Annotated in this window: 22 protein-coding genes; 9 read left to right on the plus strand and 13 right to left on the minus strand. The window is 63.4% G+C overall.

The genetic code is table 11. The features are described 5' to 3' along the window. Positions 1-109 precede the first annotated feature (109 nt). From ACE3TY_RS19090 to ACE3TY_RS19105, 4 genes are all read right to left on the minus strand, one after another. The gene (locus ACE3TY_RS19090) at positions 110-838 is read right to left on the minus strand and encodes a class I SAM-dependent methyltransferase (RefSeq protein ID WP_374655951.1); all 729 of its coding nucleotides are present in this window, start codon (positions 836-838) and stop codon (positions 110-112) included. A 139-nt stretch (positions 839-977) separates the two neighbouring features. Next, on the minus strand, positions 978-2411 hold the full coding sequence (tldD, locus tag ACE3TY_RS19095; protein WP_374655953.1) for a metalloprotease TldD: 1434 nt from the start codon (positions 2409-2411) through the stop codon (positions 978-980). Between the two features lie 102 nt (positions 2412-2513). After that, positions 2514-4490, minus strand: a complete 1977-nt coding sequence (locus ACE3TY_RS19100) for a PAS domain S-box protein (RefSeq protein WP_374655955.1) — start codon at positions 4488-4490, stop codon at positions 2514-2516. Positions 4491-4681: 191 nt separating this feature from the next. After that, complete coding sequence (locus ACE3TY_RS19105; protein ID WP_374655957.1) at positions 4682-5839, minus strand: calcium-binding protein; 1158 nt, start codon at positions 5837-5839, stop codon at positions 4682-4684. Positions 5840-6113: 274 nt separating this feature from the next. Between ACE3TY_RS19105 and rph the strand changes: the two genes are divergently transcribed. Both rph and rdgB read left to right on the plus strand, forming a co-directional pair. Continuing rightward, positions 6114-6848 carry a ribonuclease PH gene (rph, locus tag ACE3TY_RS19110; protein WP_374655959.1) on the plus strand — a complete coding sequence of 245 codons (735 nt, stop codon included), beginning with the start codon at positions 6114-6116 and terminating at the stop codon, positions 6846-6848. After that, positions 6845-7450: an RdgB/HAM1 family non-canonical purine NTP pyrophosphatase gene (gene rdgB / locus ACE3TY_RS19115; protein WP_374656035.1), complete on the plus strand. Its 606-nt coding sequence runs from the start codon at positions 6845-6847 to the stop codon at positions 7448-7450. The genes rph and rdgB overlap by 4 nt, the downstream gene beginning before the upstream one ends. 124 nt (positions 7451-7574) lie before the next feature. On the opposite strand, the gene hemN is transcribed toward rdgB, so the two are convergent. Further along, positions 7575-8915 carry an oxygen-independent coproporphyrinogen III oxidase gene (gene hemN / locus ACE3TY_RS19120; protein ID WP_374655961.1) on the minus strand — a complete coding sequence of 447 codons (1341 nt, stop codon included), beginning with the start codon at positions 8913-8915 and terminating at the stop codon, positions 7575-7577. 83 nt (positions 8916-8998) lie between these two features. Here hemN and ACE3TY_RS19125 point away from each other — a divergent pair, with 83 nt between their 5' ends. After that, positions 8999-9598 carry a DUF1989 domain-containing protein gene (locus tag ACE3TY_RS19125; RefSeq protein WP_374655963.1) on the plus strand — a complete coding sequence of 200 codons (600 nt, stop codon included), beginning with the start codon at positions 8999-9001 and terminating at the stop codon, positions 9596-9598. Here the strand turns inward: ACE3TY_RS19125 and ACE3TY_RS19130 are convergent. From ACE3TY_RS19130 to ACE3TY_RS19140, 3 genes are read right to left on the minus strand one after another with little or no spacing between them, the layout of a single operon-like run. Further along, entirely contained in the window at positions 9595-9960 is a 366-nt protein-coding gene (locus ACE3TY_RS19130; RefSeq protein ID WP_374655965.1) for a DUF1850 domain-containing protein, read from the minus strand. The two genes, ACE3TY_RS19125 and ACE3TY_RS19130, sit on opposite strands and share 4 nt — an antisense overlap. Then, positions 9957-12044, minus strand: a complete 2088-nt coding sequence (locus tag ACE3TY_RS19135) for a TRAP transporter permease (RefSeq protein WP_374655967.1) — start codon at positions 12042-12044, stop codon at positions 9957-9959. The genes ACE3TY_RS19130 and ACE3TY_RS19135 overlap by 4 nt, the downstream gene beginning before the upstream one ends. A 9-nt stretch (positions 12045-12053) precedes the next feature. Further along, positions 12054-13028, minus strand: a complete 975-nt coding sequence (locus tag ACE3TY_RS19140) for a TAXI family TRAP transporter solute-binding subunit (protein WP_374655969.1) — start codon at positions 13026-13028, stop codon at positions 12054-12056. Between the two features lie 242 nt (positions 13029-13270). On the opposite strand from ACE3TY_RS19140, the gene ACE3TY_RS19145 reads away from it, so the two are divergent. Continuing rightward, complete coding sequence (locus ACE3TY_RS19145) at positions 13271-14053, plus strand: 3-hydroxybutyrate dehydrogenase (protein WP_374655971.1); 783 nt, start codon at positions 13271-13273, stop codon at positions 14051-14053. Then, entirely contained in the window at positions 14050-15207 is a 1158-nt protein-coding gene (locus tag ACE3TY_RS19150) for a DUF3734 domain-containing protein (protein WP_374655973.1), read from the plus strand. Before ACE3TY_RS19145 ends, ACE3TY_RS19150 begins: the two co-directional genes overlap by 4 nt. Before the next feature lie 211 nt (positions 15208-15418). Here ACE3TY_RS19150 and ACE3TY_RS19155 read toward each other — a convergent pair whose 3' ends face one another. The 3 genes from ACE3TY_RS19155 to groES form a co-directional block, all read right to left on the minus strand. Beyond that, on the minus strand, positions 15419-16183 hold the full coding sequence (locus tag ACE3TY_RS19155) for a tetratricopeptide repeat protein (protein ID WP_374655975.1): 765 nt from the start codon (positions 16181-16183) through the stop codon (positions 15419-15421). Between the two features lie 238 nt (positions 16184-16421). Continuing rightward, positions 16422-18065 carry a chaperonin GroEL gene (groL, locus tag ACE3TY_RS19160; RefSeq protein WP_374655977.1) on the minus strand — a complete coding sequence of 548 codons (1644 nt, stop codon included), beginning with the start codon at positions 18063-18065 and terminating at the stop codon, positions 16422-16424. A 55-nt stretch (positions 18066-18120) separates the two neighbouring features. Next, complete coding sequence (groES, locus tag ACE3TY_RS19165) at positions 18121-18441, minus strand: co-chaperone GroES (RefSeq protein ID WP_374655979.1); 321 nt, start codon at positions 18439-18441, stop codon at positions 18121-18123. A 391-nt stretch (positions 18442-18832) separates the two neighbouring features. On the opposite strand from groES, the gene ACE3TY_RS19170 reads away from it, so the two are divergent. From ACE3TY_RS19170 to ACE3TY_RS19185, 4 genes are all read left to right on the plus strand, one after another. Further along, a complete protein-coding gene (locus ACE3TY_RS19170; protein ID WP_374655981.1) occupies positions 18833-19102 on the plus strand; it encodes an usg protein in 270 nt (89 codons plus the stop codon). Positions 19103-19197: 95 nt separating this feature from the next. Then, complete coding sequence (locus ACE3TY_RS19175; RefSeq protein ID WP_374655983.1) at positions 19198-19776, plus strand: YqaA family protein; 579 nt, start codon at positions 19198-19200, stop codon at positions 19774-19776. Positions 19777-19786: 10 nt separating this feature from the next. Next, positions 19787-20290: a disulfide bond formation protein B gene (locus tag ACE3TY_RS19180; RefSeq protein ID WP_374655985.1), complete on the plus strand. Its 504-nt coding sequence runs from the start codon at positions 19787-19789 to the stop codon at positions 20288-20290. A gap of 15 nt (positions 20291-20305) precedes the next feature. Then, a complete protein-coding gene (locus ACE3TY_RS19185) occupies positions 20306-20866 on the plus strand; it encodes a demethoxyubiquinone hydroxylase family protein (RefSeq protein ID WP_374655987.1) in 561 nt (186 codons plus the stop codon). Here ACE3TY_RS19185 and ACE3TY_RS19190 read toward each other — a convergent pair. Beyond that, a complete protein-coding gene (locus ACE3TY_RS19190; RefSeq protein WP_374655989.1) occupies positions 20863-21330 on the minus strand; it encodes a hypothetical protein in 468 nt (155 codons plus the stop codon). The two genes, ACE3TY_RS19185 and ACE3TY_RS19190, sit on opposite strands and share 4 nt — an antisense overlap. Positions 21331-21468: 138 nt before the next feature. Continuing rightward, positions 21469-22656, minus strand: coding sequence for an MFS transporter (locus tag ACE3TY_RS19195; RefSeq protein WP_374655991.1), 1188 nt, complete (start codon positions 22654-22656; stop codon positions 21469-21471). Positions 22657-22819: the final 163 nt, after the last annotated feature.

Below are 22819 nucleotides of genomic sequence, written 5' to 3' on the forward strand. Positions count from 1 at the left end.
ACCCCGACCCTCTCCCCGCAAGCGGGGCGAGGAAGTTTTGACCGAACTCGCTCTGAAGCCCCTCGCCCCTCTGGGGAGAGGGGTGGGGGTGAGGCGGATCGCCGTAGATCTAAGCTTTCACGGCCACGCAGTTGAGCAATGTCTCTTCGCGGGTCTTGGGCGGCTTGATGCCGAAGCAGCGTTCGAGCAAGCCCAGATCGTTGCGGCTCCACCACAGATAGGGATAGGAGATCGCGGTTTCGCCCACGTCGAAACCGGCGCGCCGGATCATCGCGAGATATTCCGGCGCCGTGCGCTGCACATCCATCGGGTGTCGGAAGAGCAGGCGGATCATCGGCGAGTGGATGTATTTCCGGGTCGATTCGGCAAAGAGGAACAGGCCACCGGGTTTGAGCACGCGGTGGAACTCGGCCAGCGCCGTTTCCTGATCCATCAGATGATGGAAGGTCTGGTGGCAGAAGATCATGTCGACCGAGGCGTCCGGCAGCATCAGCCGCGACGAGGTCGTTTGCTGGAATTCGACCGCCATGCCCTCGCGCGCCGTCTCGGCCGCGGCGATCTTCAGCATGGCATCATCGACGTCGATGCCGACCATGCGGTGGGGGCGAAACCGCGCTTGCAGCAGGCCGAACGACCGGCCGCGCCCGCAGCCCACATCGACGATGACCGGATAGCTCGGCTGCCGGCTGGGAATCAGCCGCTCCAAATCCTTGAGCGCCCGTTCCAGCACATGCACGGCCCAGGTTTCGGTCTTCAGGAACCACATGCCGAAACGCGATTCCGGCACGAACATGCCGGCGCTGAGCGCGTCATTGCGTTGGTAGAGGGGTGAAATCATGAGCGGTCCGCGAGTTGCAGAGTCTCGGCTGTTGATGCCACTCGGAGTTGTTGCTGGCAAGCCCCACTCATGGAAACTACGCCCCTCACCCCAACCCTCGCCCCGCTTGCGGGGAGAGGGTTGGGGTGAGGGGATCTGTTTAAGCCGCCGTGCCGCCCACCGTGAGCGCGTCGATGCGCAAGGTCGGCTGGCCGACGCCAACGGGGACGCCCTGGCCGTCCTTGCCGCAGGTGCCGACACCGGTATCGAGCTTCATGTCGTTGCCGATCATGCCGACCTTGGTGAGCACGTCCGGGCCGTTGCCGATGAGGGTGGCACCCTTCACCGCCGGGCCGATCTTGCCGTCCTCGATGAGATAGGCTTCGGAGGCCGAGAAGACGAACTTGCCCGACGTGATGTCGACCTGGCCGCCGCCGAAATTGACCGCGTAGAGGCCCTTCCTCACCGAGGCGAGGATTTCGTCCGGGGTGCTTTTCCCGGCCAGCATGATGGTGTTGGTCATGCGCGGCATCGGGTTATGCGCAAAGCTCTGGCGCCTGCCATTGCCGGTCGGCTTCATGCCCATGAGGCGCGCATTCTGCCGGTCCTGGATATAGCCCTTGAGGATGCCGTCCTCGATGAGGGTCGTGCATTGCGTGGGCGTTCCCTCGTCATCGATGGTGAGGGAGCCCCTGCGGTCGGTGAGGGTGCCGTCATCGACCACGGTGACGCCGGGCGCGGCGATGCGCTGGCCCATCAGGCCGGCAAAGGCCGAGGTCTTCTTGCGGTTGAAGTCGCCCTCGAGCCCGTGACCGATCGCTTCGTGGAGCAGGATGCCAGGCCAGCCGGGGCCGAGCACGACGGGCATTTCGCCGGCCGGCGCCGGGACGGAGGATAGATTGACGATAGCCTGGCGCAGCGCTTCGTCGGCGCCGGCCTGCCAATGGGCGGGATCGACCACGCCGTCATAGGTGACGCGGCCGCCGGAGCCGAACGAGCCCGTTTCCATGCGACCGTCCTGTTCCACCATCACCGAGATGTTGAGCCGCACCAGCGGGCGGATATCCGCCATGCGGTGGCCGTCGCCGCGGACGATCTGGATGGCCGACCAGGAACCGGAAATGGAACACATGACCTGACGCACGCGGCTGTCCCTGGCGCGCGCATAGGCGTCGATCTCCTCCAGCAGCTTCACCTTCTTCTCGAACGGCAGCAGGCCAAGGGGATTGTCCGGCGCATAGAGCTGGCGGTTGGTGCCGGCGGGGCCGACATCGAGGACGCCGTCATGGCCGGCATGCACCGCCTTCACCGTCTGTGCCGCACGGGCGAGCGCCCCTTCCGAAAGGTCGCTTGCATGCGCATAGCCGGAGATTTCGCCCGAAATGGCGCGCAGGCCAAAGCCCTGCGTGGTATCGAAGCTGGCGCTCTTGAGGCGCCCGTCATCGAAGGAGAGCGCTTCCGACTGCTGGTATTCCAGATAGAGTTCGCCATCGTCGGCACCCTTGAGCGCATCGCCCACCAAGGCCTCCGTCTTGGCCCGGTCGAGGCCGGCACGTTCGAAAAACAGCTGGTCGGTAGTGGCGAGATTGGACATCGGTCGGGGCTCCGCATGCGGCGTGATGATCTGGGCTGAAGATATAGGACGGCGGTGGCGGAATTGCCACCGTCACCGTATTTCCATCAGCGGAAGCGGGGGTTAGCCGGAAATGCCGATACGCCGTTCGATTTCGGAGAGAAGGCGCGGTATATCGACCGGCTCGCCGCCGCCATTGCGCTCCTCGGCCTGGTTGGCGCCGAGGTCGAGCACCGGAATCCGGCGCTGCTCCGCCACCGCGAGGAGACGGCGGCGCGATTCCTGGCGCGACGGATCGGAACCGCCCACATCGACGAGAATGAGATTGGGCGCCATCGAGCGCATGGCAACCAGGGCCAGCTCCGCCGTGTGCACGGTGGTGAGCGAGACGGCGGGGATCTGGCCGAGCGCGCGTTCGATCAGCCGCACATGGGCCGGATTGTCTTCCACATAGAGCAGACGCCTTTGTTCCCGGGCGATCCGGGAATGGTTGGTGCCCTGGGGCGGCGGAGCGCCCTGGCCGTCCGCCGGCATGGGTGGCTCGGTGGGGGCGGCAAGGCCCTGGCCGGCGATCGGCAGATCGACCCAGAAGGTGCTTCCCTCGTCCACCACGCTCTGATAGCCGATCCGGCCGCCCATCAGTTCGACCAGCTTCCTGGTCAGCGACAGGCCGATACCGGTTCCCTCGATCGCCAGCGTTTCGGCACCCAGCCGGCTGAAGGGCACGAACAGTTCGGCCTGCCGCTCCGGCTTGATGCCAAGCCCGGTATCGCGCACCGAGATGCGCAGGAAACCGGGGCGCGTCTCGGCGCAGGTGACGTCGACGCGACCGCCAAGCTTGTTGTACTTGATCGCGTTGCTGAGCAGATTGAGAAACACCTGCCGCAGCCGTACCCGGTCGGCCAGCATCTGCGGCAGGCCCGCGGCCGGCCGGCTTACATGCAAGGTGATGGCGCGTGCCGCCGCCATGCTTTCGATGAGCGGCAACGCGTCGCCGATGACGGCCAGAGCGTCGATCGGTTCGATCTTCAGGCCGATGCGGCCGGCATCGATCTTGGCCAGTTCGAGAATGTCCTGGATAAGCTCGAGGAGATGCCGCCCGCCGGCCATGATGTCGCGCAGATATTCGCGCTGCTTGGGTTCCAGCGGGCCGGCGCGTTCGGTCTCCAGCAACTGCGCATAGCCGAGGATGGCGTTGAGCGGCGTGCGCAGTTCGTGGCTCATATTGGCGAGGAAATCCATCTTGGCGCGGTTGGCGCTTTCGGCGCTTTCCTTGGCCTGGCGCAGGGCTATTTCGGTCTGCTTGCGGCTGGTCACGTCCTGCACCGTCCCGATCGAGCGCAAGGGCGTGCCGTCCTCGGCATACGTCGTGTGGCCGCGCACCTCGACATACTTGATCCGGCCGTCCGGCATCAGCAGGCGGTGCGTCAGATCGTAAGGCATGCGGTTGGCGATCGCCTCGGCATTGGTCTTCTGGATGAGGGCGCGGTCCTGCGGATGCACGCGCTGCTCGAATATCTCGAAGGTGGGATTGGCGATGGTGTTTTCGATCTCCAGGATCGTGAACAGCTCGTCGGACCAGATGCGCGATTCGGTGCGATGCTCGATCTCGTAGGAAGCCAGCCGCGCGATGTTCTGTGCCTGCCGGAGACGCATCTCGCTGGCGCGCAGCGCCTGCTCGGTCTGCATCATGTGGTTGATATCTTCGATCACGCCGACCAGGCGATGCGGCGCGCCGTCGGGCGTACGCGAGAGAGTCACCGTGATCCGGACCCAGACCACTTCGCCGGATTTCCGGATATAGCGCTTCTCCAGCGTGTAGGGGCCCCGCGTTCCCGCAATCAGCTCGTCGCCCAGGCGCGCGTCGATGGCGATATCGTCCGGGTGCGTGATCTCGGCAAAGCTGCGCCCGACCAGCTCCGCCGCCGCATAGCCGGCGATCTCGCAGAAACGCGGATTGACGCGGATGAAGTGGCCGGCGAAATCGGAACAGCAGACGCCGACGGAACTCTGCTCGAAAAGAGCATGAAAGAGCGAAACCGATTCTTCGATTTCGTTCATCGGCTTAGCTGGGCTGATTCGCTTTTTGTCCGCCTGCATCGCTCCCATCTTACCGGTCTGCCCGGCCAGCACTGAATCGGGCGGTACGCCGGTCCAGGACCGACACCACCCCGATTTTGAGTCTAGAACCTAAGTTGCTAAAGATTCCTTAGCTGGGACAACGCATTGCCGGCAAAGAGAAACCCGCCGGCAACCATCTCCCGGGCTGCCGGCGGTCGAAGAGCTAGGACTCAATTCCATTCGATATTGAAGTCGTTCAACGTCATGCCGTTCTGGTACTGCACATTGGCAAGGGTCAGCGTCCCGCCCCCATCGAAGGTGAATTCGACCATGCCAGCCGCGTTCTGGCCGATGGCGACATCCGTGTCGTAGGCGTCGTTGAAGACCAGGAAGTCCTCGTTCACGTTGAAGTCCACGATGTCGGAGGCCAGCAACGTATTGTTGGGAGTGACCGCGAACCTGTCGGCGCCGCCGCCGCCGGTGGCGTTGTTCGATCCGGCGGTCAGGTCGAAATAATCGTCGCCGGCACCGCCGATCAGCACATTGATCCCCTCGCCGCCAGCCAGGAAATCGTTGCCGGCACCGCCATTGAGATAGTCGACCCCCTCATTGCCGAAGAGCACGTCGTTGCCATTGTCGCCATAGAGATCGTCATTGCCCTTGCCGCCGGTCAGCGTGTCGTTCTGGTCGCCGCCGAAGAGCAGATCGTCGCCATCCTCACCGAACAGCTGATCGATGCCGGAATCGCCATAGATGGAATCGTCGCCGGTGCCGCCTTTTCCGGTATCGTTGCCGGAGCCGCCACGCAGTTCGTCATTGCCCGACCCACCGGACAAGGTGTCGTCGCCGGCATTGCCGTTCAGCACGTCGTCGCCCGACCCGCCGGCGGCATAATCATCGCCGTCGCCGCCGCTGACATGATCGTCCTGTTCCTCGCCGTTGAGATAATCGTTGCCTTCGCCGCCGAACATGAAGTCCTTGCCTTCATCGCCATAAATCTGGTCGTCGCCGGTTTCTCCCCACATCCAGTCGTCGCCGGTGCCGCCATCCATCCAGTCATTGCCCTCACCGCCGGTGACGCCGTCATTGCCGGCATCGCCATAGAGACGATCATTGTGCAGCCCGCCATAAATGCGGTCGCTGTCATTGCCGCCATAGATGATGTCGTTGCCGGCACCGCCCCAGAGCGTGTCGTTGCCGTCGCCGCCATTGAGTTCGTCATTGCCGCCGGCCCCGTTCAGGAGATCGTTGCCGCCAAAGCCATAGATGTGATCGCTGCTTTCGGTCCCGAGAATCTGGTTGTAATTGTCGTTTCCGTAGATGGCGTTCTGGACCGCGTAATGGACGCGGGATTTGCGAATGGTGCCTTCGATCGGTTCGGTGGGCATGATCTTCTCTTGTCCTCACATCTTTCTGGTGGTGATGGCGGTTAGTCTCACGAGGCCCTTTGCCGGTTTTCCCGCGCGGGCATGGCTGTGACTAGGCGCACATTCGCCCATCAGGGCCTAACTATCTGAATAAGTTAGATAAAATCACGTATTTCAAATGATGGTTTTCGGCCGCCCGGGCCGAAAGAATTGGGGCGGCGTGAGGATCATTGCTCGCGAAGGAGCGGACCTGTAGGTTCCGGCCCACTTCAATCTCAAGGAAAGTCACCCCATCATGCGTCCTTCCGGCCGCGCCGCCGACCAGCTGCGCAATATCGAATTCATCGTCGGCTTCAACCGCCACGCCGAAGGCTCGTGCCTGGTGAAGTTCGGCGACACGCATGTCATCTGCACCGCGTCGCTGGATGAGAAGGTGCCGCCCTTCCTGAAGAATTCCGGCAAGGGCTGGGTGACGGCGGAATACGGCATGCTGCCGCGCGCCACGCATACCCGGGGCGACCGCGAAGCCGCCAAGGGCAAGCAGTCGGGCCGCACTCAGGAAATCCAGCGCCTGATTGGGCGCGCGCTGCGCGCCGTCACGGATCTGAAGGCCATCGGCGAAAAGCAGATCAAGATCGATTGCGACGTCATCCAGGCCGATGGCGGCACGCGCACGGCGGCCATCACCGGCTCCTATATCGCCCTTCATGAATGCTTCCGCCTGATGAAGGATCTGGGCGCCATCAAGCAGATTCCGCTGACCGACCAGGTGGCGGCCATCTCGTGCGGCCTCTATGAAGGCAATGCCGTGCTCGACCTCGATTATCCGGAAGATTCCAATGCCGAGGCCGATGCCAATTTCGTCCTCACCAACAAGGGTGGCATGGTCGAAGTGCAGGCGACGGCCGAGAAGGAAGCGTTCACCGATCCGCAATTCGCCCAATTGCTGGCGCTGGCGCGCAAGGGAACGGCCGAGCTCTTCGAGATGCAGCGCGCGGCACTCGCCGCCGCCCTGGAAAAGAAGAGATAGGAATGGCGCGGCGCTTCAGCGGCGGCAAGCTGGTCGTCGCCAGCCACAATCCCGGCAAGCTGCGCGAGATCGTCGAGCTTCTGGCGCCCTTCGGCATAGAGGTGGTCTCGGCCGGCGCTTTGGGCCTGCCGGAACCGGCGGAGACAGAGACCAGCTTCATCGGCAATGCGCGCCTCAAGGCCGTGGCGGCCGCGACCGCCAGCGGCCTGCCGGCACTGGCCGACGATTCCGGCCTTGAAGTGATGGCCCTGGGTCGCGATCCCGGCATCTATTCGGCGCGCTGGGCGGGGCCGGGCAAGGATTTCGGCAGCGCCATGGCGCGGGTGCTGAATCTCCTGAAAGATCAGAAGGGCCGGCGCGCGCGTTTCGTCTCGGCCCTGGCCCTCGCCTGGCCGGATGGGCATTGCGACGAATTCGAGGGCGATGTCTGGGGCGATATCGTCGATGCGCCAAAGGGCGCGCACGGCTTCGGCTATGATCCGATCTTCCGGCCCGACGGCTACAACGTCACCTTCGGCGAGATGGACCCGGCCATCAAGCACGCTATCAGCCACCGCGCCGTGGCCTTCCGCCTGTTCGTCGCGGGCTGTATTCAGAATTAAGCAATGGCCCTCTTTTGTCATGGCCCGCGAAGGCGGGCCATCCACGAGTTTGACCGCAATTGACGAAAGAAACTCGTGGATGCCCCGGCCAAGCCGGGGCATGGCATGTTCGATCAATCTTTCATTACACCGCGCGGCTGTGGCGCTTGGCTTCGGGCACCAGATAGGCATCGAAGGCCGCCGCCACCACGCGCTGGAACGGCAGACCACGCTCCGTCACCGTGAGGTCGCAGCCATTGAGATGGATGAGCCCGTCCTCGATCAGCGGCCACAGCGCGATCATGACCGATGCGGGATCGAAATCGAAGGCGGCGAGATCGACCGAACCATAGCACATGATCTGTTCGATGATGGCGCGGCGGCGGCGATCCTCGGCGGTGACGGCGACACCTTTCACCGCGGCAAGCCGCCCTTCGCTGACCGCCCGCGCCCAGGGCGCATGGTCCGGTGCATTCTGGATGTAGCCCTGCGGCAAGGCGGAGATGGCCGAAGGACCGAAACCGATCAGCGCGTCGGCGCGGTCGACCGTATAGCCCTGGAAATTCCGCTTCAGCGTGTGATTGTCCCGCGCCACGCGCAAGGTATCGCCGGCCCTGGCGAAATGATCGAGGCCGATCCGGCCATAGTCCGCCGCGGCCAGCGCCTGCGCCGCCGCCTCGAACTGGCGAAAGCGGGCATAGGCGTCGGGTAGGCTCGCTTCATCGATCAACCGCTGATGCGGCTTCATCCATGGCACATGGGCATAGCCGAAGAGGGCAATGCGATCGGGGGCCAGATCGACCGCCTGGGCGACCGTGCGGCGGATTCCGGAAACGCTTTGGAACGGCAGACCGTAGATGAGATCGAGATTGAGCGAACGGATGCCGCTCGCGCGCAGCTTCCCGACGCAATCCTGCACCAGTTCGAAGGGTTGCACGCGGTTGACGGCGGTCTGCACGACGGGATCGAAATCCTGCACGCCCAACGAGGCGCGGCTGACGCCGACGCGGCGCATGGCGGCCAGGAATTCGTCGTTGACGGTGCGCGGATCGAGTTCGATGGCAAGGTCGAGATCGTGCTCCAGCGCAAAATGATGGTCGAGCGCCGCCATGATGCGCTCGAACTCGTCCGGCGCCAGGCTGTTGGGCGTCCCGCCACCGAAATGAATGGAGCTGACGATCCGCTTGTGGCGGACGGCGGCCAGCAGGTCGCCCACCCGCGCGATCTCGGCCAGCAGGGTGCCGGCGAAATCGCCGATCGGCTGGTGCCGTGCCACGATCTGCGTATTGCAGCCGCAATACCAGCACATCTGCTGGCAGAACGGCACGTGAAGATAAAGCGAAAGCGGCGCTTCGGCCGGCAGGCCCGCCAGCCACTCCGCCATGGTGGCGGCGTCGATGCCGGCATGGAATTGCGGCGCCGTCGGATAGGACGTGTAGCGCGGCACCGGCCGGTCATAGACGGAGATAAGGTGATCCGTGATCATGCGACGAAGGCTAAGTGTTGACCGGCTGCAGGTTCTTGATTCAAATCAAACCGGAAAAGCGTGGCAACAAGGAAAGAACGGCCATGGGTGCGACAAATTTGACGATTCCGGCGCGCAAGGGCCTCGCAGTCAAGATCGGCAAGGATCAAACCTTCAGCGTGATCAATACACATGGCACCCAAGTGGTCGATACATGGGTCTTCAACGCCGCCGACATGGCGGAGTTCATGTCGATGGAGCATAGCCGCGCGGCCTTGCGCCGCCTCATCACCCAGATCGGCGATTCCTATGTCACCAACAAGCGCCGGCCGATCGTCACCGTGACGGACGACACCTCGCCCGGCCGCCACGACACGCTGATCGCCGCCTGCGACATCTATCGCTACCAGGCGCTGGGGCATCGGGGCCATCACGACAATTGCACCGACAATCTGCGCGGCGCCTTGGCCGCGATCGGCCTCAAGGCGCCGGAGACGCCCTCGCCGCTCAACCTCTTCATGAACATTCCCTGGGAGCCCAATGGCGATCTTTATTGGAACGAGCCGATGAGCATGGCCGGCGACGCGGTCACCTTCCGTGCCGAGATGGACATCGTCGCCGTCTTTTCCGCCTGCCCGATGGATCTGCTGCCCATCAACGGCAAGGATTGCATCGTCCGCGATGCCCATGTCGCGGTGAATTAAGGGCAGGGCTCGAGAATGGCCGGACCTTCCGCCCCCGTTTCCGGAATCGGATGGCAGGCGCCGTTGCCGCAGACCTGCCACGCACCGCCCGTGGCGCCGGAACGTGCCAGCACCAGCCGGTCTTCGACGAAGGCCAGCGCCGGGCGATAGCGCCACACCTTGCCGTCAAGGATTGCGCCTTCCGGCGGCTCCATGCCGGCCCCGCTGCCTGCGATGCGCGCCTCGACGAGCTGAAAGCCGGCAAGGCCGACCTGCCAATCTTCCTCCCAGCGCGTCTTTTCCACCGAATGCGACCAGGCCAGCGTGAAGGTGCTGCCGGCCAGAAGCAGTTTCTTGGCGCCGAGCAGCAGGCAGACATTCATGTGTGGATCGCGCGGCGCGCGCGCCAGGCATGTTGCGCCACGAACAAGGCCGCCAGCGCGAAACCCGTCTCGTCGGTTGCCGGCAGGGCGACCACCAGGCTGAAAGCGGCGATGGTGGCAAAGATCCGCTCCCACAAGGCCAGCGGACAGATGAGAAATCCGATGCCGGCCGCCCCCCAGAGGGCAATCGCCAGGATCGCCTTGAAGACGATATAGGCGACTTCGGCCGGATAGCCGAATTGCTGCGCCATCCAGCCGCCATCCTGCAGCATCAGCGACGGCGTATAGACCGCCATGAAGGGGATGACGAAACCGGCCAGCGCGATCTTCACCGCCTGGATGCCGATCTTCAATCCGGATTCCTTGGCAATGGGCGCTGCCGCGAAGGCCGCCAGCGCTACAGGTGGCGTGAGATCGGCCAGAATGCCGAAATAGAAGACGAACATATGGCTGACGATGAGCGGCACGCCGAGATGCAGCAGGGCCGGACCAGCCAGGGACGAGGTGATGATGTAGTTCGGAATGGTCGGTATCCCCATGCCGAGGATGAGACAGGTCACCATGGTAAGGACGAGCGACAGAAACAGGCTCTTCTCGCCGATCGAAACCACGAAATCGCCGAAGGTGGTGGCGGCGCCGGTCAAGGTCATGGTGCCGACGATGATCCCGACGATGGCACAGGCGATGCCGACGGGCAGCGCCGTCTTGGCGCCTTCGGCCAGGCTGTCGCGGCAGACAGCCAAGGTCCCGTGCCCCCCGCGATTGAACAGATTGACGGCGATCAGCGCCGCCAAGGCGAGCGCGATGATCCACAGGCCGAATTTGAAGGCAGCGGCGCTGGCCAACCCCAGGACCACCCAGAAGACGAGGCGCAGGCCGGTCCGCGAAACGCCCATCATGGCGCCGCCACCCAGCAACAGCATGACCGTGAGGGCAAGACCGATCGTGCCGGAAAAAAGCGGCGTGTAGCCATCGAACAGCAGATAGATGAGTGCCAGCAAAGGGAGAACCAGATGCCAGCCCTTGCGCAAGGCGCCCCAGGCCGAGGGGCATTGCTCTTTCGGCATGCCGAGCAGGCCGCGCTTGCCGGCTTCGAGATGCACCATCCAGAAAGCGGAGGCGAAATAGAGCAGGGCTGGAACGATGGCCGCCTTGACGATCTCGCTATAAGGCACGTCGATCGTTTCGGCCATGATGAAGGCCACCGCACCCATCACCGGCGGCATGATCTGGCCACCCATGGACGAGGTCGCCTCGACACCGCCGGCGAAATCAGCGCGATAGCCGAAGCGTTTCATCATCGGAATGGTGAACTGGCCGGTGGTCACGACATTGGCGACACCCGAACCGGAGATCATGCCCATGAGGCCCGAGGCGATGACGGCGACCTTGGCGGCACCGCCGCGCGCATGGCCCACCAGCCCCAGCGATACGTCGGTGAAGAGCGTGATCATGCCCGTACGCTCGAGAAACACGCCGAACAGGATGAAGAGGAAGATATAGCTCGACGACACATAGGTCGGCGTGCCGTAGATTCCTTCCGTGCCATAGGCCATCTGGTCGACGATCTGCGCGAAATCGTAGGGCCGGTGATCGAAGGGAGCCGGCAAATGCTCGCCGAAGAGCGCGTAGGCCAGGAACAGGCCCGATATGATCGGCAGCGCCGGCCCCATCACCCGCCAGGCCGCAATGAACAGCAAGGAAAGCGCGCCGATTCCGAAGAGGATATCGATCCGCGTCGGATCGCCCGCCCGCTGCAGCAGATCCTCGTAGAACAGCCATTGATAAACGCCCACCGCCATGCCGAGACCGCCCAGCAGCCAGAACAGCGCCTTCGTCGCCGGCGGATGATTGCGGACCGCACTCAGCAGGGGCAGCGCCAGCAGGATCAGGAAGGCCACATGGACGGCCCGGACCACCTGGCTTGGCAGATTGACGGCATGGGCCGCCGTCGCCAACTGGAAGACCGAGAAGGCGAAGGCAATCCAGAACAGCAGGCGTCCTTCGCGGCCGGCGGGAAAATCGGCGGCGAGCGCGTCATGCTGCGCGCCCGCCGCTGAAGGATCGGCGGTATTATTGCTCATGCGGCGGGATCAGAGAATCCCGGCTTCCTTGTAATAGCGCTCCGCGCCCGGATGCAGCGGCACCGGCATGTCCTTGGCCGCGTCCGCGAGCACGATGCCCGAGGCGGCCTTATGCGCCGCCACCATGTCGGGCAGATTGTCGAAAAGCTGCTTGGTCATCTGATAGCCGATCTCGTCCGAAACACCGTCGCGCGTGACGAGGAAGTTGACGACGGCCGCCGTCGGCACATCATCGGCCTGGCCGTCATAGGTGCCGGCCGGAATCTGCTTGGCGACATAGGGCGCGCCGATCTTGGCGACGGTATCCGCCGGCACGGACACCATCTGGATCGGCAGCGAGGTGCCGAGGTCGCGGATCGAGGCGACGCCAAGCCCGGCCGATTGCAGGGTTGCATCCAATTGCCGGTTCTTCATCAATTCGACCGATTCGCCAAACGGCAGATACTCGACCCGGCCGAGATCGTCATAGCTCAGACCGGCGGCATTGAGGATGGCGCGGGCATTGAGCTCGGTGCCGGATTTGGCGGCACCCACCGAGAGCGCCTTGCCCTTGAGGTCGGCCAGGGTCTTGATGCCGGATTCCTGCGACGCCACGATCTGGATGTAGTTGGGATAGATCGCGGCAATCCCGCGCAATTTGTCGAGCTTGGCCTTGAAACCCGCTTCCTCATTGCCGTCCCAGGCGAATTTCACCGAATCGCCCAGCGCGAAGGCAATCTCGCCCTTGCCCTGCTGCAGCAAATTGAGGTTTTCGACCGAGGCCTTGGTCGCCTGCACCTGCGTGCGCACGCCGGCGATCTTGTCGCCGTAGATTTTGGCCAAGGCCACGCCCAGCGGGTAATAGACGCCGCTGGTGCCGCCGCTCAGCACATTGACGAACTCGTCGGCGAAAGCCGGTGCCGTCATGCCGCGCAGGATGAACGGTGCCGCCAAGGCGAGGCTGCCGCCGCCGACAAGGAATTGACGCCGATTCCAATCGCTCATGCTTCTTCCTCCCGAGAGTTTATTACGCCTGACCTTGAGTCAAACTTGGTTAAGAACTATGACCTATTCATACGGAGGTCGCACCCCCCGACCTTCGTATGAGGCCGCGTCGGGCGTCGGAAACGGGTGAATTACCCCCGCATTGCATTTGTCATGGGCACGGGTCCAATATCCGACCTGAATGACGCAATGCAACATCGATCGTGGGTGTTCCCCGCGCTGGCAACATCAAGGGAGTCATCATGCAGCTCAAAGGCAAAGTCGCCCTCATCACCGGAGCCGCCAGCGGGATTGGCAAGGCCATCGCCGAGACATATGCGGCGGCGGGGGCCGCGGTGGCCATCGCCGATCTCAACCAGGCGGGCGCCGATGCGGCGGCAACCGAGATCACGGCCAAGGGCGGCAAGGCCTTGGGGCTCGCGATGGATGTGACCGATGAAGCCGCCGTCGATAACGGCACCGCGCTTTGCATCGAGAAGCTGGGCGGGCTCGACATCCTCATTTCCAATGCCGGCATCCAGATCGTGAAGCCGATCGTCGAGTTTGCGTATCGCGACTGGCAGAAGATGCTGGCGATCCACATGGACGGAGCCTTCCTCACCACGCGCGCCGCCATGCGGCACATGTATAAGGACAAGCGCGGGGGTACGATCCTTTACATGGGGTCGGTGCATTCGCATCTCGCCTCCAAACTGAAGGCGCCCTATGTGGCGGCCAAGCACGGCTTGCTTGGGCTGGCCCGCGTCGCCGCCAAGGAAGGGGCGGAATATAATGTGCGGGTCAACGTGATCTGCCCCGGCTTCGTGCGGACACCCTTGGTCGAAAAGCAGATCCCGGAACAAGCCAGGGAATTCGGCATATCGGAAGAACAGGTCGTCAAGACCATCATGCTGAAGGATACCGTGGATGGCATCTTCACTACCGTCGACGATGTGGCGCAGACGGCCTTGTTCCTTGCCGCTTTCCCGAGTGCCGCGCTGACGGGCCAATCGATCACCGTCAGCCATGGTTGGCATATGCAGTGAGCGCGCTCGCCAAACTCGCGCTGCCGGCTTACGAGACCGTCGCCCTGGTCCTGCAGGGCGGCGGGGCGTTGGGGAGCTATCAGGCCGGCGTCTATCAGGGCTTGGCGGAAGCTGGCATCGAGCCGAACTGGTTTGCCGGCATCTCCATCGGCGCCTTGAACGCCGCGATCCTCGGCGGCAATCCGCCGGCAACGCGGGTCGAGAAGCTCACCGAATTCTGGGAGACGATCTGCCAATCGGCCCTCTTTCCCGCCTTCACCCTGGGAGCGGAGGTCGCGAGCCTGCTGGGCGACGGCGACATGCGCACGCTGGCCGGTGCCTGGTCCTCCATGCGTGCGATCGTCGAGGGCCAGCGCGGCTTTTTCGTGCCGCGCCTGGTGCCGCCCTTCCTCAATACGTTCGGCGGGCCGCAATCGAGCAGCTTCTACGATACCGCGCCCTTGAAGGAGACGCTGGAGCGACTCTGCGATTTCGACCGCATCAATGCGCGGATCGAGCGCGTCTCGGTCGGCGCGGTCGATATCGAGACCGGCAATTTCGAGTATTTCGACAATGCCAACCGGAAGCTGGGGCCCGAGCATTTCATGGCGTCCGGTGCGCTGCCGCCGGGCTTCCCCGCGGTCGAAATCGACGGCAGGCACTATTGGGATGGCGGGCTTGTCTCCAACACGCCGCTGATGGAAGTGCTCTCAAGGCCGCCCCGGCGCGATACGCTGGCTTTCCAGGTCGATCTGTGGTCGGCCAAGGGACCCTTGCCGCAGAACCTGCTCGATGTCGACGAGCGCAGGAAGGACATCGTCTATTCCAGCCGCACGCGGCTCGTGACCGATGTCGCCGGCTACATGCAGCATCTGCGCCATGCCCTGCGCAAGGCGCTGGACCGGATTCCGGCCGACCAGCAGGACGATCCCGAGATCGCCAAACTGCGCGAACTCGCCTGCTCCAAGGTCTACAACACGGTCCAGCTCATCTACCGCGACAAGCAGTACGAGACCCACAGCAAGGATTACGAATTCAGCCTCGTCACCATGCGCGAGCATTGGCAGGCCGGCCTCGACGATATCCGCCACACCCTGCTGCACCCCGAATGGCTGGCCCGCCCCACCGGCAGCACCGCCGTGGTGACGCACGACGTGCATCGGGTGGAGGGATGAAGTAAAAGCGCCTCTATAGAGCCCTCCCACCTTCAGGGGGGCTATCGCATATGGCAAATGGTGCTCAATATATCCGTCATTGCCGGGCTTGACCCGGCAATCTGGTCCCGCTGCCGAGCTGTTGCGCGCAGATCCCCGGGTCAAGCTCGGGGATGACGACTCAAGAAGTAGCCATATACGATAGCCTTACCCTGAAGGGCGAGGGCGCAAATCACCGCAACGCCGCCTGCACCTCGCCGGCGCGCGTCACCCAATGTTCTTCATCATCGGTCATGGCGAAGAGCTTGCCGTGCTTGATCACTTCGGCGAGCTGGTCGAAGGAGCGCTCCTTGAAGCCCTGCTTCCACAGGAATTCGGCATAGTAGTAACGCGCTTCCAGACGCCTTGCCTCGAGGCTGTCCTTGCGTTCGAGCAGCGCCTCGAGTTCGGCGGTGGCGGTCGCGAAATCGCCGGCGCCGGCCAGGGCACGCGCGGTCAGGATGGCGCGCTCCTGGGCAAAGGATTTGGGATGCGCTTCGGCCAGTTCGCGCAAGGTCTGCCGGCACGGGGCGAACTCGCCATTTTCCAGCTGCGCCCGCGCCAGGCCCAGCAGGATGTCGGCGGCGTTGACGAAGTGACCCTCGCGCGCACTTTCATAGAGACGGATTGCGTCGCGATAAAGCTCGCGCCGCATGCATTCCTCGGCCCAGGAAATCTTGTCGTTGATCGAGCCGGTATTGATCACGTCGTCGACGCTACGCGATTTCACCTCGCGCTCACGCTCTTGCTTGGCGTGCTGCCAGCGTGCCTGCTGCATGCGCACGACCTTGGGCTGGGCTTGCAAGGTCGGCAGGATTTCGACGAAGAAGTAAACGAGGCTGCCGATCAGCGGAAAGACGAGGATGATGCCGATCCACCAGCAAGTCTTGCCATTTCGGATGACATGCACGGCCATGAAGATATCGAGGCCAAGGATGGCCAAGGACAGAATAGGCATCGCAACGAATCCGTTTGTTCTAACCTTATTGGGGGAATACAACATACGGGATACAACCCGTCAAGATAGGTGATTTCAGGGCTGAAAGAAACTTCACTTGCGCCCCCACCCCACCCTCCCCCTGAAGGGAGAAGGCCGGGGTGGGGGTTGGCGCCGCTTCACCACCACCTACAAACAAAAACCCCGCGGCATTGCTGCCGCGGGGTCTTCGACTTGATCAGTTCTGAGAGGCTTGGACTTAGAAGTCCATGCCGCCCATGCCGCCCATGTCCGGAGCACCACCCATCGGGGGGGCCTTCTTTTCCGGACGGTCGGCGATCATGGCTTCCGTCGTGATCAGCAGGCCGGCCACCGAGGCGGCGTCCTGGAGAGCGCAACGCACGACCTTCGCCGGGTCGATGACGCCGTCCTTCACGAGATCGGTGAATTCACCGGTCTGCGCGTTGTAGCCCCAGTTGGCACCCTTGCCTTCCAGGAGCTTGCCGGCGATGACCGCACCGTCGACGCCGGCGTTTTCGGCGATCTGACGGACCGGCGCCTGCAGCGCGCGGCGGACGATATCGATACCGACCTTCTGGTCTTCGTTCTCGACCTTCAGCTTGTCGAGCGCCTTGATCGAATAGAGGAGGGCGACGCCGCCGCCGGCGACGATGCCTTCTTCGACCGCCGCGCGGGTGGCGTGCATGGCGTCGTCAACGCGGTCCTTGCGCTCCTTCACCTCGACCTCGGTCGCACCGCCGACGCGGATGACGGCAACGCCGCCCGCGAGCTTGGCCAGACGTTCGGCGAGCTTTTCCTTGTCATATTCCGACGAGGTCTCGTCGATCTGGGCGCGGATCTGGGCGCAACGGCCTTCGATCTCTTTCTTCTTGCCGGCGCCGTCGACGATGGTGGTGTTTTCCTTCTCGATCACGACCTTCTTGGCCTTGCCGAGCATGTCGAGGGTGACGGTCTCGAGCTTAATGCCGAGGTCTTCGCTGATGACCTGGCCACCGGTGAGGATGGCGATGTCTTCCAGCATGGCCTTGCGGCGATCGCCGAAGCCCGGGGCCTTCACGGCCGCGACCTTCAAGCCGCCGCGCAGCTTGTTGACAACCAGGGTCGCCAAGGCCTCACCTTCGACGTCTTCCGAGATGATGAGGAGCGGACGGCCCGACTGCACCACCGCTTCGAGAACCGGCAGCATCGACTGCAGGTTCGAGAGCTTCTTCTCGTGCAGCAGGATGTAGGGGTTGTCGAGGTCGGTGATCATCTTCTCGGCGTTGGTGATGAAGTAGGGCGAGAGATAGCCACGGTCGAACTGCATGCCCTCGACGACTTCGAGCTCGGTGTCGAGGCCCTTGGCTTCTTCAACCGTGATGACGCCTTCATTGCCGACCTTCTGCATCGCCTTGGCGATCATGGCGCCGATTTCTTTTTCGCCATTGGCGGAAATCGTGCCGACCTGGGCGATCTCTTCGGAGGTCGAGACCTTCTTCGAGCGCTTCTTCACATCCTCGACGACGGCTTCGACGGCGAGGTCGATGCCGCGCTTCAGGTCCATCGGGTTCATGCCGGCGGCCACGGCCTTGGCGCCTTCACGAACGATCGACTGAGCGAGCACGGTGGCGGTGGTGGTGCCGTCGCCAGCGAGGTCGTTGGTCTTCGAGGCCACTTCGCGCACCATCTGGGCGCCCATGTTCTCGAACTTGTCGGCCAATTCGATTTCCTTGGCGACCGTCACACCGTCCTTGGTGATGCGGGGCGCGCCGAAGGCCTTGTCGATGACGACATTGCGGCCCTTCGGGCCCAAGGTCACCTTCACGGCATTGGCGAGGATGTCGACGCCGCGCAGCATGCGGTCGCGGGCGTCGGCGGAAAAGCGTACGTCTTTAGCAGCCATGTGGAATAACTCCTGTTGGGATTTTCGAAAGAAGCGGTGCCGAGCTTCAGGAAGCTCAGGCGACCTTCTTCTTCGAGCCGGAAGCGGTGCCCTCGATGATGCCGAGGATGTCCGATTCCTTCATGATGAGCAGGTCTTCGCCGTCGACCTTCACTTCCGTGCCCGACCATTTGCCGAACAGGATGCGGTCGCCCGCCTTGACGTCGAGCGGGGTGACCTTGCCGTCCTCGGACTTGGCGCCGGCGCCGGCGGCGATGACTTCGCCCTCTTGCGGCTTTTCCTTGGCGGTGTCCGGAATGATGATGCCGCCAGCGGTCTTCTCCAGGCCCTCGATACGACGCACGAGAACGCGGTCGTGGAGCGGACGGAACTTCATGGTGATCCTCCGTAAGAGTATGAAAATATTGAGTTTCCCTAGTGCGCTTGCCCTGGGCGCGTCTGCCCTGGGACCAGCGCCGCTTGGCACGGCTGTTAGCACTCAGGACAAACGAGTGCCAGCGATTTAGGCCGATTACCCCCGTCCGTCAAGGGGCGCCCCTGCGATTTCCGCCCGGCGGGCGGTCCGGAAAAGCGAATCTCGTCAAAGGCTTGGCGCACACGACTTGCCCTCACCTGGCAGCAATCATCGTTAACGAGTGCTAACTATTTGTAATCACAGAGAGTTTTATTCTTTGTTAGCAAATGCTGCGGCATCATGACCTTCACGAAACCGCCATCCAACGATCAGCAAAGGTTCACCATCGGACGAACAGCCTGAAGGAGGATAAATGGGTACGAACGCGCTCAGCCTGCAGCTCAGGGACTATCGCCTGGTCACGGCCGAAATCCTCTATCACCTGCCGGACCATCCCGGCCTGCTGCAAAGCTATGTCTGGCAGGATTACGACCTCGCCCCGCGCCTGCCGGTGCTCCACAAATTCCTCGATTTCTGGAGCCACAATCTGGACGGCAAGCTGCATTCCGTGAAAGTAGCCAAGGCCGGCATCATCACGCCGGGCGAATGGCGGCACGCCGAGGCGCTGCTCAGCATCCACTGAGACCTTTCAAGGGCAGGCGCGCGCCCCCGATTGTGCGCGTGCGAGCAACCTGTTAGGGAGGGGGCCCTTAGTTCACGCCGAAGCGGGGTCCCGCGTTGCTGCGTCGCCTTTACGATTGGATCATGCGCCTCTCCGAAAGCCCCAAGGCTCTCTGGGCGCTGTTCCTGGTCTCTTTCGCCGAAAGCTCGTTCTTTCCCATCCCGCCCGACCCGATGCTGGTGCCGATGGTGCTGGCCAACCGCCGCCGCGCCTTCACCTTTGCCGCCGTCTGCACGGTGGCTTCAGTGCTGGGCGGGATTGTTGGCTATTACATCGGTTATGCCCTGGAAGACCTGGGCATCTGGATCCTGTCTCTCTACGGCGAAAATGACGGAATGGCGAAATTCCATGCCTGGTACGCGGAATGGGGTCTGTGGATCATCTTGGTGAAAGGGCTGACACCGATCCCCTACAAGTTCGTCACCATCTTGTCTGGCATAGCGAACTTCGACCTGAAGGTCTTCATCGCCGCCTCGGTGGTAACGCGCGGGGCACGCTTCTTCCTTGTTGCAGCCCTGTTGTACTTTTTCGGCGAGCCGATCCGCGCCTTCATCGAAAAGCGCCTGACGCTGGTGACGACGCTTTTCGTCCTGCTGGTCGTGGGCGGCTTCGTCGCCCTCAAATACCTTTTCTAGGTCCGCGCAAATGTCCGCATCCAATCAAAGCTTCATCGACCCCCGGCACGTTCCCTGGCTGACCGCCGGCATGAGCCTTGCCGCCCTCTGCGCCGCCTGGCTCGCGCAATACGGTTTCGGCCTCGCTCCCTGTCATCTCTGCCTGCTGCAGCGGGACGCCTATTGGGCGGCGATCGCCCTTTCCATCGGCGCCATTGCGCTGGGCGTGCGCTCCCCGCTGCGCCGCTGGGTCTTGGCACTCGTCGGCCTGGCCTTCCTCGCCGGTGCCGGCGTCGCGCTCTATCATGTCGGCGTCGAGCGGCAATGGTGGCAGGGTTCGGAAGCTTGCATCGGCGGCATCGCCGGCCTTTCCGGTGCCGATCTCGAAGCCGCCATCATGAACGCGCCGGTCACGCGTTGCGACGAGATCGCTTTCGAGTTTTTAGGAATTTCGATGGCGGGCTATAATGGCCTGCTGTCGCTGGCGCTGGCGGCCTTCGCCTTCTGGGGCTTCGCCCGCGCCCCGCGCGCTTGAGGAAAGGTCCAGATCATGGCCGGAACCGAAAATCCACAGGGCCGTGCGCTCCCCGGAGACCTGTCGGCGCAAGCGCTGGTCGAGCGCGTCATCCGGGTCGATCATGCCGGCGAATATGGCGCCAAGCGCATCTATGAGGGCCAGTTGGCCGTGCTGGGCCGCAAGGCCGAGGGCCCCGTCATCCGGCACATGCTGGAGCAGGAGCTCAAGCATCTCGACGCATTCGAGAAACTGATGGTCGAGCGCCGCGCGCGGCCCTCCTTGCTCTTTCCGGTCTGGCATGTGGCGGGCTTCGCGCTGGGTGCCGCCACCGCGCTGATGGGCCCCAAGGCCGCCATGGCCTGCACCGTCGCCGTCGAGGAAGTGATCGACGAGCATTACCGCCAGCAGATGAACGAGCTGGCATCGTCCGAGCCCGCCATCACCGAGAAGATCGAGACCTTCCGCGCCGAGGAGGTCGAGCATCGCGACACGGGCCTGGCCCACGGCGCCGAACAGGCCCCGGCCTATGAAGTGCTGAGCGGCGCCATCAAGGCCGGCTCGCGCCTGGCCATCTGGCTGGCCGAAAGAATCTAGCGGACCGGGTCGCTCTCGGGCGCCGCTTCGGGCCCCAGGATCTCCGTCACCATCGCTTCCAGGCGCTGGGCGAGTTTTTCGCCCAAGGCGCCGCCATCGCCGCGGATGCCTTGCGCCAGCACCAGGCTGAGAGCGTCGAGGTGCGATTGGACGACGTTGAGCTCATTGTCGGAAAAAGGGCGCTTGCCGCGCGTCAGGCGGCACAGCGAATTGCCAATCCGCGTCATCAGCGGAAAGCCGAAGGACGTGCCCTGTCCCTTGATGTTATGGGCGACCGCATAGAGTTCCTGCACGGCCGCGGCCCGCGCCTCCGCCACCGTTTCGCGGGCGGTGGCCAGTTGCCCGCCGCATTTTTCGACGTCGGCCGACGCCCAGCCGACATAGCTCTTGGCAAGATCAGCGACCGCCGCCTCGGCCCGGGCGAGACGCCGCGCCATCTCGCTCTCTTCATTGTCGTCGTTCATCTCGTCGCGTATTCCACCGGCACAGATCGCAGGCCTTTTTAGAAGAATCAACGATTTATCTTAGCGGCCCTGTCACATTTCTCCTAGGGGCTTGCTGATGGCCGATGGAACCGGCCGCTCCTCAAGCTGCGGTAGTGGCTAAAGGCGACGCGGCAAATATTTGGCGAACATGCCGACCGTCAGCATCAGCAGGCCGTAGGCGATATAGACCGCGCGCTGGTCGAAGAATTGCAGCAGGGCCGAGAAGACCGCGAAGGGCAGTAGGTTGCCGATATCGATATAGGTGCGGAAGACCGACATCATTTGCGGGCGCTCCAGCGGCCGGACCGCGCGCAGGAACGGGATGTTGCCGAGCGAATCCAGCATCACCACGAAGAAGGCCGCCACCATCAGCAGGATGCCGACGGCAAGGGGACTGGCGAAGGCGAACGGGATGGCCAGCGTGGTGAGGCCGGCCCCGAAGAAAGCCACCATGATGGGCAGGCGCACGCCGGTGCGCCGCGCGATCCAGCCGAAGACCGGCGCCAGGACAAGCAGGATGTTGGCGGCACCGGTGACGAAGCCGGACCAGAAATCGTCCACCTTCATGTCGCGGAAATAGAGGGCTGGATAGACGAAGAACAATGACCACCAGCCGGAGCGGCCGAAGGCGATGGTCCAGGCAAGGCGCAGCCGCGGCTGGCCGAAGAAGCGGCCGATGCTGTGCAGCGGATTGGGCGGCGGCTTGGTGGCGGCGGCCACCGCCGGATTTTCAGTGAGGCGCAGATAGGCAAAGAGGGCGACGGCGACGAGGGCTGCACCCAGGCCCACCGCCGCCACCGACCATGTTCCATAGGCTTTGTAGAGGGCGACGCCAGCCAGCGGCCCCAAACCCCAGGGAATGCAGCCCAGCAGCAGTTTCAGGGGTTCGTAGCGGACCAGGTCTTCGCGCGGGATGAAGTCAAGCACGTAGAGGGTGAGCGCCACGATGCAGGCCGTGCCGGACAGCGTGCGCAGCACCTGCCCCGTGAATTGCCCGATCGGATTGTCGAAGGCCAGCGCCACGACGGCAAGCCCGCCGACGATAAGCCCCATCGAATAGACCCAGCGCCGCCGGTAGCGGTGAATGAGCAGCGGGACGGCGAACCCGGCGACGAGCCCGAAGATCGTGACGCCGAGATAGACCGCCGTCACGCGCGCGTCCGAGCCAAAGATTTCCTTCGCCTGCAGCGGCATCACGGTCAGCACGAGGGCCCGGGTGGTCGATTCCAGCATATAGAGAATGGCAAAGACCATCGCCCCGGGCTTGTGGCCGGAAAGCGGCGCGTTGGGAGATTCGATGGCCATGCGGCGGGATTCGGAACTGAAATGAGGCTAGGCCGATTTGAATAGCATGCCGGGACGCCGCTCACCCGAGCGGAAGCGGCATGGCTCGAATACAAATCGGCATGACGCTTCGATGAACGCATGGCCGGATTGTGCACTGCGGGGCGACAGAGCGTCTCTGCAA

It is taken from the genome of Dongia sp., from assembly GCF_041918875.1.
Classification (GTDB): domain Bacteria; phylum Pseudomonadota; class Alphaproteobacteria; order Dongiales; family Dongiaceae; genus Dongia.

Bases quoted from the DNA above. Each gene is read 5' to 3' on its own strand.
- ACE3TY_RS19090 (WP_374655951.1), bottom strand. From the start codon at position 838: ATGATTTCACCCCTCTACCAACGCAATGACGCGCTCAGCGCCGGCATG.
- tldD (WP_374655953.1), bottom strand. From the start codon at position 2,411: ATGTCCAATCTCGCCACTACCGACCAGCTGTTTTTCGAACGTGCCGGC.
- ACE3TY_RS19100 (WP_374655955.1), bottom strand. From the start codon at position 4,490: ATGCAGGCGGACAAAAAGCGAATCAGCCCAGCTAAGCCGATGAACGAA.
- ACE3TY_RS19105 (WP_374655957.1), bottom strand. From the start codon at position 5,839: ATGCCCACCGAACCGATCGAAGGCACCATTCGCAAATCCCGCGTCCAT.
- rph (WP_374655959.1), top strand. From the start codon at position 6,114: ATGCGTCCTTCCGGCCGCGCCGCCGACCAGCTGCGCAATATCGAATTC.
- hemN (WP_374655961.1), bottom strand. From the start codon at position 8,915: ATGATCACGGATCACCTTATCTCCGTCTATGACCGGCCGGTGCCGCGC.
- ACE3TY_RS19125 (WP_374655963.1), top strand. From the start codon at position 8,999: ATGGGTGCGACAAATTTGACGATTCCGGCGCGCAAGGGCCTCGCAGTC.
- ACE3TY_RS19130 (WP_374655965.1), bottom strand. From the start codon at position 9,960: ATGAATGTCTGCCTGCTGCTCGGCGCCAAGAAACTGCTTCTGGCCGGC.
- ACE3TY_RS19135 (WP_374655967.1), bottom strand. From the start codon at position 12,044: ATGAGCAATAATACCGCCGATCCTTCAGCGGCGGGCGCGCAGCATGAC.
- ACE3TY_RS19140 (WP_374655969.1), bottom strand. From the start codon at position 13,028: ATGAGCGATTGGAATCGGCGTCAATTCCTTGTCGGCGGCGGCAGCCTC.
- ACE3TY_RS19145 (WP_374655971.1), top strand. From the start codon at position 13,271: ATGCAGCTCAAAGGCAAAGTCGCCCTCATCACCGGAGCCGCCAGCGGG.
- ACE3TY_RS19155 (WP_374655975.1), bottom strand. From the start codon at position 16,183: ATGCCTATTCTGTCCTTGGCCATCCTTGGCCTCGATATCTTCATGGCC.
- groL (WP_374655977.1), bottom strand. From the start codon at position 18,065: ATGGCTGCTAAAGACGTACGCTTTTCCGCCGACGCCCGCGACCGCATG.
- groES (WP_374655979.1), bottom strand. From the start codon at position 18,441: ATGAAGTTCCGTCCGCTCCACGACCGCGTTCTCGTGCGTCGTATCGAG.
- ACE3TY_RS19170 (WP_374655981.1), top strand. From the start codon at position 18,833: ATGGGTACGAACGCGCTCAGCCTGCAGCTCAGGGACTATCGCCTGGTC.
- ACE3TY_RS19180 (WP_374655985.1), top strand. From the start codon at position 19,787: ATGTCCGCATCCAATCAAAGCTTCATCGACCCCCGGCACGTTCCCTGG.
- ACE3TY_RS19185 (WP_374655987.1), top strand. From the start codon at position 20,306: ATGGCCGGAACCGAAAATCCACAGGGCCGTGCGCTCCCCGGAGACCTG.
- ACE3TY_RS19190 (WP_374655989.1), bottom strand. From the start codon at position 21,330: ATGAACGACGACAATGAAGAGAGCGAGATGGCGCGGCGTCTCGCCCGG.
- ACE3TY_RS19195 (WP_374655991.1), bottom strand. From the start codon at position 22,656: ATGGCCATCGAATCTCCCAACGCGCCGCTTTCCGGCCACAAGCCCGGG.